The sequence below is a fragment of the Paraburkholderia bannensis genome, from assembly GCF_014200455.1.
Lineage (GTDB): Bacteria > Pseudomonadota > Gammaproteobacteria > Burkholderiales > Burkholderiaceae > Paraburkholderia > Paraburkholderia bannensis_A.
In genome coordinates, this window is the sequence record NZ_JACHBW010000005.1 from 264,782 (window position 1) to 276,144 (window position 11,363).

Below are 11,363 nucleotides of genomic sequence, written 5' to 3' on the forward strand. Positions count from 1 at the left end.
TTAAGATGATGAAGCGAAATCTAGGGGATCTGCGCGATCGGGAAAACTGGATTGTTCTAAACGGGGCGTTCAGAAAAATCTAACGGTAGACAAATGCGTTCAATATCACAGACGTTCCGATGTTTCGACGAGGTGGAGCGGCGCGGATCGATCCGCAAAGCGGCCGAATCGTTGCATTTGACGGCGGCGGCCGTGCATCAGCAAATCCGCAATCTGGAAGAACAGGTTGGCGCGCCGCTGTTCGATCGCATGCCGCGCGGCATGCGCCTGACCGCGGCGGGCGAGATCATCATTGCCGCGGTGCGGCGAGGGCAACGCGACTTCGACAACGCGCTGACCCAGGTGGAGGATCTGCGCGCCGTGCGGCGTGGTCATGTGAATCTCGCGGTGTCGGCGTCGTCGGCTGAACATCTCGTACCCAGTGCGATTTGCGAGGCCATGGCGCGCTACCCCGGCGTGACGTACAGCGTGCGCTCGGGCAACGGCGAGAGCATCCTGCGTGCAATCGAAACGGGCGAGGCCGACATTGGCTACGCGCTCAGAAGGCGGCCGCCGCCCGGCGTGGTGGAAGTGCGCGCATTCGCGCAGAAGCTCGGGGTGGTGACGGCCCCTGGCCATCCGCTTGCTTCGCCCGGGCGCAAGCCGCGCCTGCGCGATTGCCTCGACTATCCGCAGATCCTGATGTCGCCCGATACCGAATTGCGCGCGATGGTGGAGCAGATCGATCATCGCCAGCAACAGCGCGTGCGCCCGCTGGTGGAAACCAGTTCGGTGTCGATGGTGCGGCGTCTGGCCGGCGAGGGCGTCGGCATCGGCTTTCTGATCGCCGAAAACGTCGCCGAGGATGTCGCGCGTGGCGCGCTCGCGTGGACGCCGCTTGCGGATGCTGGCGCGAAATCGTTCAGTTGTCTGTATCAGCGGGCCGATATGTCCACCACCGGCGCGATCAACATGTTTCTGCAAATCCTGATCGAGGCCATCGAAGCCATGGAAGATCGTCTGGGTGCACCCCGAGGCCGACGCAGTTCAAAGCGTGCTCGCGAATAATCAAATTCGAATTGCGCATTTAGTCGGGGGCGCAGGGTTCCCTATACTTTTTCTCTTGATGAAACCGCCTGCAGCCGGACCCCATTCAAGACGCTATCGAGCGTGACTTTTCCTGTTCCGATCATGACGACACTCAATGAATATCTGACGCAAAAGCGCGCGGCGTGGCACGCCCAGCGGCCCGGCTTCGAGAATATACCGATATTTCCGAACAATATTCGCTATACGCTCGATATCGTGTCGTCGGAATCCGCAGAAACTATTCGTTTGCTTCACGAAGCAGTGAAAGCCAAAATATATTCCGAGAATTTCCTTGTCACTCCGTAAAATTAAATCCTATCAGGGGATTGAATCTATACGGAAGCCGCAACAGGCATACAATAAGCCGGCTCTATCCGCCACTTTGCGATGGGCTGCAATTCTACTTACGGACAGACAGGCAAAGGGACTGCAACCCGGCGACAAGCCGGTATTCGACGGGAAGGTAACAGGGTTGATGCTCACGCCGGGCAAGACGGGCAGCAAGTGGACGCTACGTTTCACCAGCCCGGTAACGGGCAAGCGGCGCGATGCGGGCCTCGGTGCTATGCTGAAGTATTAATACTGGACGCGCAACAAGGCGCTTGCCATGCGCACCCAACTCGACGCGGCGAGAGACCCAATCGAAGAGCGCGACCGTGAACAGAAAGCCGCGAGTGTCCCCGCGTCCGGGCTACCCTCGAGAAAGCAGCGCGTAAGGTTCACGAGGAATTGAAGCTTGGCTGGCGGAACGAAAAACATGCGGCCCAATGGATTAGCACGCTCGAGACTTACGTGTTCGCGAAACTCGGCGACAAGCCGCTCGATGCGATCACGCCCGCCGACTGCGCCGACGTGCTTCGACCGATCTGGTTGGAAAAAGCCGATACCGTCAGCCGGGTCCGCCAAAGGATGCATGCGACTTGCAATGGTGCTGGGCGCACGGCCATATCACGGCGAACCACGGTTAGTGTGGTTGACTATCTTTTGCCGAAGCAGGGCGCGAAGAAAGACCACCAACCGGCGATGCCGTGGCGCGACGTTCCCGCGTTTTCGAAGGTGCAGCTTCGCGATATCAAACCCGGCGACAACACGCGAGTGGCCCTGCTGTTCGGCGGCGCGTAGGCGCGAAGTGCGCGGTGCGACGTGGAACGAACTTGACCTCGACGGCGGTATCTGGACTGTCCCAGGCGAACGCATGAAAGCGAACGTACTGCACCGCGTATCGCTTTCGTTGGCGGCGCACGATATCGTCAAGACCTTGAAGAGCAGCACGAGACGCTTGTGTTTCCTTCGGTGCGCGGGAACGTACCGTCCGATATGACCTTGACGGCGCTACTGCGCCGGGTGAAGGCGAAAAACGAATACGCCGGGCCGCGTCGCGCCCGTGCATGGTTATCGGTCAAGCTTCAGAGATTGGGCCAGCGAAAACGGCTACGCTCGCGACCTTGCCGAGCGGGCGTTCGCACATACGGTTTCGAACGAGGTCGAAGCGGCCTATAACCGTACCGACTTGCTCGAACAGCGCCGCCCGATGTTGGAAGCGTGGGCGGCGCATGTTTGCGCCCGTTGAGCCGCAAACCCGGCTACCAGCCGCCAGGTGGGAACATGTCCTGGACGCCGTATCCTTTCATGTTGACCATCTGCTGCATCTGTGCGGCTTGTTGTTCGTAGGAGTTGGGATCCAGCGGTTCAACCGCCACCGTCTGCTCGCGGGTGTTCTGATAGATGTTGCGATAGCGCAGATACCCGCCTGTAAGTCCATGGAACTCCATCTTGTTCCGAATGCGGAATCCCGCACGCGAATCGTGCAGATAGTCATCAAAGAATTTTTGCACGGAGGCGGGTACTTTCGCATTCTCGGTCACAACGGCGAACAGTTCGCGCGTTTCACTGCTCACCGGACGATGGTCCCACGCGTACCGTGAAGCTAAGGCTGGCGAAAGCACCTCAAGCATTGTCGCAGTTCCAGCGGTTTTCAGTGTGGATTGCAGGCGTGGGCCAATATCATGTATCTGCTCGGTCAGGTCATTTTGTGCCTCGGACAATTGCGCCTGGTCATCACTCTCGGCGCGCTCCCAGAAGGGGCGCTTGTCCAAGTCGAGCCGTGACGGCAGGGCCTTGCGCCATTGGAGATACTGGCGCGTATGCCGCTGGATCATCCGAAGTACATTGTCCTTGCCGGAAGCGCCGGCACCTATACCGTTGTCGCGCCAGTACGCGTTATACGCAGCTAGCAAGTCAGCTGGAATCTCGAACTGGGTCTTCAGAGCGGGCCTGCTATTTATCTCGTCGCGAGATAACAGCGGCACCCCCGCCTTGAACGCCTCGTAATACATGTCGTTCAACGGAATCTGAGATAGCTGCCCGGCCTTGCCCTGCTCGGTGGGCAGGTAGCCGCCTCCCAAATCCGAGTGCATGCCAGGATAGGCCACCTGGCGCACGTTGGACGCCATCTCCAGCGGGAAGCAGGCGCGCTGCTCGTGCAGCGCAATGAAATGGACGCACTGCTCCACGATTTCCGGAACGGTCTGTGTGCCGTCTGCCCACGCCATATGCCCGTTCACCCCCGGAATCATATTGGGAACGCCCACTGACGCAACCGTATCGAACAGGCCAAGAAAATACAGGCGCAACGGTACGCCCGCCAGCGTGTAGTAACCGCCATCATCGCGCTTGAGTAGATCGTTCAGCCAGTTCGTAAACGCGCGGGCTTCTGCCGCACCGCGTGAAAAACCAAACACCGCGACGTTGATTGAAGTCACCTTGCGTTGCGTGGTTTTCAGCACCGCCGCAAGCTTTTCTTCCAGTTGGCGCAAAGCTGTAACGCGGCGTTGCTTCTCGACCGCCATGTTCGCCAGCATTTGCTCCAGCGTTGAGGCTGAGTTGGAACTGATGGAGTTCACGAGGGCCTTGGCCGCATCGTCGGTGATCAGGACATGGCCATCCGTGGCGTATTCATGCACCGCGTTGAAGAGTTGCGTGATGCCCCAGTTGATGCGGTCAGCCCCCATGTAACCAGCTCCGAGGCCGAGTGTATCGCCGCTCTGATTGTTGTCTCCGATCTTAGCGAACGGCGTGCCGACGCCGGGAATGTAGTAGGGAAAAAATCCCTCTGCTCGTGCGATTGGCGTTGCGTTGAACAGCCGCGCAACATTGCTGTGCTTATTACGAGCCTGCTGATTGCCTGTTGTCTTCGGCTCAGTCCAGTCCTGGTTGTTACCGGTGCCGTCGAAGAACAGCGTGGCATATATCTGCCCTTGGCATTGGCCCGCTTCCTTCTTGTGGATGCATTCCATTGCGGCGGCCCTTCGGGCCATTTCACGCGGAGAGAGCTTGCGGTAACCATCCGCTGGAAGAGGTTCAGGAATAGAGACTGAGTAAGACATTTGGACTGTCCTTGTTATTCGATTTACATCCCGGCTTCGTCTCCCTTCAGCGGATAGTCGGGGTTGCTGAGAAAGACAATGGCTGTGGCAAATACCTTGATGTTTCCGTTGCGAAGAAAGTGGACGTGAAATTCCCCCCCATCGGCTGGTGTGTATGGAGGAACGGCGACAGCACGACTTTGCGGGTGCTTGTTGTACTCATCCGTCCAAGTCACCGTCACCGTCAGGCCAGGCGTATATTTCGCGGGCAGAGACACACAGCAGGCAACACCATGCTCTTCGTGCCTGCCAACATATGAACCGGCCTCGCCGTTAACTGAGAAGTCTCCAATATCGTGATCGGTATGGTTGTAGCCGACCACACCGAGCCCCATTGTCTCGGTGCTGGATGCGGGGTGGATGCTGCCGTCATCGGCATGGCAACCGGAAAGCAAGGCGTTCAGCACGAACGCCAGTCCAAAGGCAAGTTTTCTTGGTGTTGTCATTGGTGCTCAACTGCCGTTCTGCATGAAGTGGGCCGCTCCGCTGTGGCTAAACGGGTAGCGACCGCGTCGAAGGCAATCGAGTAGAGCAAATCATCTGAACAATGTCCATGATTCGGAGCATTGATTGACGATATTTGACAAAGAGCGCAAAGCGAGCCCCGATGAGGGCGACCGGTCTGCTCTCGGCGGAAGTGATTGATTTGCTAACTGCGACGTCGCAAGGAGGCGCAATCGGAAGCGCGAACTGAACGGGTAGCTCAAGCAAGGGAACAACTACTAGCGTATTTGCCCAAACCACGGGGCGCCTCAGTGTCTTACCCGCTACATGGACAGCTATTAGGTCGGATGCCGCAAATCAATGCTGCCGCGCCCGCAAGCGAAGACGTATCGGCGATCCTGCATAGATCGAACTCGTCCATGAGGTGTCCCGTGATGGGAAACATGAATGAGCGGATTCTAGCGGACTGTCGCGCCAACGATACAGGACGCGCAGATGTCTGAAACGCGTAGGAAGGCGGTGAGTTTGTGCGCGATGATGGGCTGGAAAAACAAAAACCCGTGAATAACTGAATTTGCAGGGTTTTATGGTCCGCTCTGGCGGAAGCCGTTGAAGCTGTCTGCCCGATCTTCAACCTGCTGAAGCAGCCACAAACGATAGACGGCGTGCTACGACACAGCGCGCCGCCACTTGCCGGGCAGGCGGCGTGACGCTTCATTAAATGCGGTCGCGCGCGACGCGGTGTTCACTCGCTCTCGCGCACCGAACCGAATCGTTGATAGACGAGTCGCGCCATGCTATCGAGCAGGAAACCCAGCGCGCCGATCACGAGCACGACGGCCATGAGTTCGGGGTAAGCAAGCCGGTCGCGGCAATCGAGAATCAAAAAGCCAAGCCCCGAATTCACGCCGAGCATCTCCGCCGGCACCAGCACGATCCACAGAATCCCAATGGCGAGTCGCACGCCGGTCAGCACATGCGCCGCAATACCGGGCACGTAGATGTGCCAGAGCATTTCGGCGCGCGTGGCGGCGAGGCTTTCGCCAAGCTGGACCCAGCGCGTATCGATCTGTTGCACGCCTGCGGCGGTGCTGATGACGATGGGCCAGACCGCCGCGAAGGTCAGCAGGAAATAGACCGGCGGATCGCCTACGCCAAGCGACATCACCGCGATCGGCATCCATGCGAGCGGGGAAATCATCCGCAGGAATTGCAGCGCCGGTGATAGCGCGATTTCAAGCCTCTTGAAGCGGCCGATCAGAAAACCAGGCGGGACGCCCAGCAAGATGGCCCAGACAAGACCGACGCCAATCCGGCGCAAGCTGGCTCCGACATGGACGAACAGCTGGTCTTCGGTGACGAGCGCGGGGAGCGTGCGCCACGCTGCAACCGGTCCAAATTGCGCCGCCAGCGCGCTGTGGCGCGATACCAGCGCAACGCCGACCCACCACGCCAGCACGATCGCGGCAAGTCCGCTGACGCCGAGCAGCAGACGCTTCGCACGGAGTTTCAGGTGCGCCGCGCCGGACTCGACGTTAGGGGCGGTGAGCAATGCGCCAGGATCTTCGCTAAGGCTAGACAACGATGGTCTCCGTACGAGCGTAGGTGTCCGGTAGCCCGAACGTCTTCATGCCGCCCACAGCCTCGATGCTTTTCTTGACGAAGCGGTCGTCCACAAGATCGCGCGCAACAAAGGCAGGCTCCAGTCCAGCCAGAAATTGGCCATTGCCTTGCAGTTGCGTCGTTTTGAGCCGACGCACGAGTTCTTCGGTATAGGCCGGATACGGGTAGGGCTGAAAATCGATGCGCTTTTCGTGCCAGTCGGCGTGGAGGATGGCCCGGTCGGCGAGATAACGGCCCTCGTCGGCTGCACTGGGCGCAAGCACGCTTTGCAGCACGCCCGCCGGGTGCGGCGTGTAGCGGTTCGCGCCGCTTTTCGACAATAGCTGGGCGGCTTCCTGCGGATGCTCACGGGTCCATGCCTGCGCCTTGACGATGCCGTCGACGACCTTCTGCGACCACTCGGGCCGTCCGTTCAGATCGCGTTCGTGCATGAAGACCACGCAGCACGCGTGGTCGCGCCACACGTCGCCGGTAAAGCGCAGCACCTTGCCGACCTTGAGCGCCTCGGCGGTCGCGTTGAACGGCTCGGCGACGATAAAGCCTGCGATCTGCTTCGCGGCGAGCGCGGGCGGCATGTCCGACGGCGCCATGACCACGAGGCGCACTTGGTTTGCCTTCAGCGCGCCATCCTGGGTGAGCACAGGCAAGAGGCCTTGCGCGCGCAACATGTCCTGCAGCACGACGTTGTGAATCGAATACCAGAACGGCACGGCAACGGTTTTGCCGCCTAGCTCGGCAAGACTGTTGATTTCAGGCGCGACCGTGAGCGCGGAACCGTTGACGTGATTCCACGCGACCACTTTGGCGCCTGCGTGGCTGCCGTAGCGCGCCCAGATTGTCATCGGCGCGAGCAGGTGGACGACATTGACCTGGCCGGACAGAAAGGCTTCCACGAGCTGTGCCCAGCTGCGTAGAAGCGTGGGCTTCTCGACGTTCAAACCCGCCTGTTCGAAATAGCCGTTGTTGTGCGCGATGAGCAGCGGCGCGGCATCGGTGATCGGCAGATAGCCGATTCTCAACGGCGCGTCGGATTCGGCCGCCGCACGGGCATTGGCGGCGCCCAGCAGGGGTGCTGCGCCCGCGACGGTAAACAGCGAGGCGAGCTTGAGCCACTCTCGGCGGGTCATGGGGAGCTGGCACATGCGGTGGTCTTCCTCTTGTTGATGGGGGGGAACAGGTATCAGACGGGACGCGGGGCGCGCGCCATCGTTGCATGCAGCGCGGCGACCAGGCGCACGCGCAAGGCCTCTGATGCTTCGATGTGATCGGCGCGCGGCTCGGGCAGCGCGATGGCGAGATCGAGCGCGATGCCCTGCGGGCCCAGTACGGCGACCCGGTCGGATACCCGCAGTGCCTCGTCGATGTCGTGCGTGACCAGCAGCGTCGCCGCACGGCTTTCGCGCACGATGCCGACGAGCAGGCGTTGCATATCGGCGCGCGTGACTTCGTCCAGCGCCCCGAACGGCTCGTCGAGCAGCAGCGTGCGCGGGGCACGCGCGAGTGCGCGCGCCAGCGCCGCGCGCTGCGCCATGCCGCCCGAAAGTTGACGCGGCGCGAAACGGGCGGCGTGGGCGAGGCCAACGGCCTGCAGGGCCGCGTGCACGCGCGCTTCGCGCTCTTGACGCGGCAGCCTGGGCTGCTTGCGAAAACCGAGCCCGAATGCCACGTTGCGCTCGACCGATAACCAGGGCAGCAGGCAGGCGTCCTGGAAGGCGAGCGCAACGTCCGGGCGCGCTCCGTCGAGGGACGTGCCGTCCACACGCACACTGCCGGCGTGCGGCGCGATGAGTCCGGCCGCAATGCGCAGCAGCGTGGATTTGCCTGCGCCACTCGCGCCGAGAATCGAAACCAGTTCGCCGGGCGCGACGTCGAGGTTGACATTCGAGAGCACGTCGCGCTGCTGACGGCGCAAGCCAATGCCGCGTAGTTGCAGACGCGGCGCTTCGCGATGCGCTGAGAGGTCATCCTGCGGCGCGCCGACCCGTGCGTTCATGCTGCCTCGCCACGTTGTTGTTGTGCGAGCTGCGATTTCAACTGCACGAGGCTTGGCGTGACGATGGGCACGAAGGCCGCTTCGCGGCTGCGGCGCGCGGTGTCGTTGGGCGTTGGCCGCGAGGCATGCGAGCGCAGATAGCCGCGCCCACCCGCCGCCTGGACGTCGAGCCGCGCCGCCGCGTCCACCACGGCGGCGAGCGCAATACGCAGTTCGAACTGCGCGGCCGGTGCGGCAACGAACGTTCCCGACGTCACGCCTTCGTAGAGCCGCCCGGCGAGGGCGTTGAGTTCGTGGCGTAGCGCGATGACATCGTCGATCAACGCCGCGCGTACCGGTGCGCTGCTGCCGTCGGCCGCGTCGAGCGCGCGACGCGCGAGACCGATCGACATACCGCATTGCAGCCCAAGGAAAGCCGGGCGCGCGCGAACCAGGAACGAGCGGGCATCGGCGTCGATCAGGCAGGTTTCGTCGAGTTCGGCGCCGTCCAGCGTGAGTGCCGCCGTGTTGCTGCCGCGCAGTGCGATCAGGTCGAGGTCGTCGCTGCGCGCGACGCCGGGTAGATCATGCGGCACCGCGAAGATTGCGGGCGGCGCGCCGTCGTGCCGATCGAACGCCGCCGCGACGACAAAGCCTTCGCGGCGCAGATTGGTGATCCACGGCAGTGCGCCGTCGAGCCTGAATCGGGCGCGAGCGGCGTCGAGCGGCGTGGCGCGCATCTGCAGCGGCTCGATCGCGCACAGATATTTCATCGCGTTCGAAAGACCGGTTGCGCCCGCCAGTTCGCCTGCAAGCAACGCCGGCAGCCAGCGCACGCGCAGTGGCTCATTCGCGCTTTGCAGCAGATATTCGATGAAGGTGCGCTGGCCCCAGAACACAAACGCGCTCGCAAGCGAATGGCGGGCGACGGATGCAATCGCCTCGATCGCGTCGACAGTGGTGCCGCCTGCGCCGCCCAGCGCGTGTGGCACGCCCACGCGGAACAGTCCTGCGCGGCCAAGACGGGGCACGACCTGCGCTGCAAAAGTGGCGTCGGTGTCGAGCGACTCCGCATGCACGTCGATCCAGTCGGCGAGACCGGCAGGGAGTGCGTCCCCGGCATGATGTGTCATGCAGCCTGCTCCGTCGCATGTTTCGCGTAGTCCGCCGCGTTCCAGCGATAGTTCGCGAGTTGCGGATTCAGTTCATTCTGGGCGAAGTTATTGGCGAAGTTGCAGAGCGTGGCGAGACTCACGCCGAGAATCACTTCGAGCGCGTTGGCGTCGCTGAAACCGGCGGCGGAGAATGCCGTGCGCGCGTCGTCTGTCACGGCGCCGCGCGTGGAAATCACCGCGCGCGTAAAGGCGGCGACTGCGTCAAGACGCGTATCGCCGCTTGCATGGCCCGTGCGCAGTGCAGCGACCACAGGCTCGGCAAGTTGCGCCTTCTTCAGCGCGACGGCCGTGTGGCCCGCCACGCAGAATCCGCAGCCGTGAATGGCCGCGGCGGTGATCTGCACGGCTTCGCGTTCGGCCAGCGTCAGACCGCTGCGGCCATTGATCTCGCCAACGCTCAGATAGGTTTCCAGAGCAACGGGGGCGTTCGCCAGCGAGGCCACCAGGTTAGGCAGGAAGCCATTCGACGCGAGCGAGCGTTCAAGCAAAGGACGGCTCGCTTCGGGGGCGCTTTCGACGGTATGCAGCGGCAGACGGCTCATCGGATATCCTCGTGGACTTTAGGTCGATGGAGCGATTGTCTGCGCGGCGGCGGCGCTGGACAATGCGCCGTTGTCCGCGATTCATGCGGATTTGTCTTGGGCTTCGGCGTGTTCGTCTGAGCGATGTGGGCTAGTGAAGCGCGGCGGCCTCGGCGTCGCTCGCGGCTGCGCGCCGCCAGGCTCCGGGTTGAACGCCGGTCACACGCTTGAACGCTTGTGCGAAGGCCGATTCGGACTGGTAGCCGACTTGCTCGGCGGCGTCGGGCATGCTTGTGCCGGTGCTCAACATCGACGCGGCAAGCTTCATGCGCACGAGCGTGAGGAATTGAGCGGGCGGCTGGCCGCAGAGTTCGGCGAACTGTTTGCAGAAACGCGCGCGCGACATGTGCGCGAATTCCGCCATGCTGGCGGTGGTCCAGCGCTTGCCCGGCTCGGCGACGATGGCCGCAACGAGCGGCGCGAACGCCGGGCGGCGCAGCAGCGCCCAGAAGCAGGGCGTCAGTTCGTCATTCGTGCCGAGCGCACGCAGGGTGTAAAGAAACAGCAGGCTCGTGAGACGCGCGATCAGTGGCGAAGGCGTATGCGCATCGAGATGCGCCTCGGCCCGGATCAGCTCGAATATCTGGCGCGCGCCGTGCAGCGCGGGCTGATCGTGCCGCGCGACGACGTGGTCAGGCAAGAGATCGAGCATCAGGCCGTCCAGACCCGATTTGAATTCAAAAAAGCCACACGCGAGTCCCAGGCTGTCCGGCGCGGGCGCATAGCCGGTGTCCAGCGGCGTCATGGTGCCGTGACGCGCTTGTTCGTGCCCGGCCGCGGGCGGCAGCGCGTAGGGCGAGAGACAGTGCGCGATGTCGTTGAGCAAGAACACGGCGTCCCCTGCCGTGAGGGCTACGCTGCGGGCAGGCAGGCCGCCGCGCGCGGGCAGATGCAGCCAGCAACGGCCATGCAGGACGACATGAAAACTGGCGCGCCGATGCCCGCTCGTGGAGGCTTGCCACGCGCCGCAATACTGGCCGACGTGAAATAGCGTGCTGGTGACTTCAAGACCTTCAATCAGCCAGGCGGAAAAGGCATCGACGTGGGACGGCATGGAATCAACACGGGAGAAAAG

11 protein-coding genes are annotated in these 11,363 nt (G+C 62.3%); 3 read left to right on the forward strand and 8 right to left on the reverse strand.

Annotated elements, in window-relative coordinates; genetic code table 11:
* The first annotated feature begins 93 nt into the window (after positions 1-93).
* From F4827_RS10970 to F4827_RS35195, 3 genes are all read left to right on the forward strand, one after another.
* The gene (locus tag F4827_RS10970) at positions 94-1,047 is read left to right on the forward strand and encodes a LysR family transcriptional regulator (protein WP_183723829.1); all 954 of its coding nucleotides are present in this window, start codon (positions 94-96) and stop codon (positions 1,045-1,047) included.
* A gap of 123 nt (positions 1,048-1,170) precedes the next feature.
* Positions 1,171-1,374 carry a hypothetical protein gene (locus tag F4827_RS34920; protein ID WP_260184517.1) on the forward strand — a complete coding sequence of 68 codons (204 nt, stop codon included), beginning with the start codon at positions 1,171-1,173 and terminating at the stop codon, positions 1,372-1,374.
* Positions 1,375-1,797: 423 nt separating this feature from the next.
* Positions 1,798-2,190, forward strand: a complete 393-nt coding sequence (locus F4827_RS35195; protein ID WP_409258784.1) for a phage integrase central domain-containing protein — start codon at positions 1,798-1,800, stop codon at positions 2,188-2,190.
* A gap of 461 nt (positions 2,191-2,651) precedes the next feature.
* Here F4827_RS35195 and F4827_RS10980 read toward each other — a convergent pair whose 3' ends face one another.
* From F4827_RS10980 to F4827_RS11015, 8 genes are all read right to left on the reverse strand, one after another.
* On the reverse strand, positions 2,652-4,454 hold the full coding sequence (locus tag F4827_RS10980) for a DUF2235 domain-containing protein (RefSeq protein ID WP_183723828.1): 1,803 nt from the start codon (positions 4,452-4,454) through the stop codon (positions 2,652-2,654).
* A 23-nt stretch (positions 4,455-4,477) separates the two neighbouring features.
* The gene (locus tag F4827_RS10985; RefSeq protein ID WP_183723827.1) at positions 4,478-4,939 is read right to left on the reverse strand and encodes a DUF3304 domain-containing protein; all 462 of its coding nucleotides are present in this window, start codon (positions 4,937-4,939) and stop codon (positions 4,478-4,480) included.
* Positions 4,940-5,682: 743 nt separating this feature from the next.
* The gene (locus tag F4827_RS10990) at positions 5,683-6,450 is read right to left on the reverse strand and encodes an ABC transporter permease (RefSeq protein ID WP_233177982.1); all 768 of its coding nucleotides are present in this window, start codon (positions 6,448-6,450) and stop codon (positions 5,683-5,685) included.
* A gap of 61 nt (positions 6,451-6,511) precedes the next feature.
* Positions 6,512-7,702 (reverse strand): ABC transporter substrate-binding protein, encoded by a 1,191-nt coding sequence (locus F4827_RS10995; RefSeq protein ID WP_183723826.1) that lies wholly within the window; start codon positions 7,700-7,702, stop codon positions 6,512-6,514.
* Between the two features lie 38 nt (positions 7,703-7,740).
* Entirely contained in the window at positions 7,741-8,553 is an 813-nt protein-coding gene (locus F4827_RS11000) for an ABC transporter ATP-binding protein (RefSeq protein ID WP_183723825.1), read from the reverse strand.
* The gene (locus F4827_RS11005) at positions 8,550-9,665 is read right to left on the reverse strand and encodes an acyl-CoA dehydrogenase family protein (protein ID WP_183723824.1); all 1,116 of its coding nucleotides are present in this window, start codon (positions 9,663-9,665) and stop codon (positions 8,550-8,552) included. Before F4827_RS11005 ends, F4827_RS11000 begins: the two co-directional genes overlap by 4 nt.
* Positions 9,662-10,249, reverse strand: a complete 588-nt coding sequence (locus F4827_RS11010) for a carboxymuconolactone decarboxylase family protein (protein ID WP_183723823.1) — start codon at positions 10,247-10,249, stop codon at positions 9,662-9,664. The genes F4827_RS11005 and F4827_RS11010 overlap by 4 nt, the downstream gene beginning before the upstream one ends.
* Before the next feature lie 130 nt (positions 10,250-10,379).
* Entirely contained in the window at positions 10,380-11,342 is a 963-nt protein-coding gene (locus F4827_RS11015; protein ID WP_183723822.1) for an AraC family transcriptional regulator, read from the reverse strand.
* Positions 11,343-11,363 lie beyond the last annotated feature (21 nt).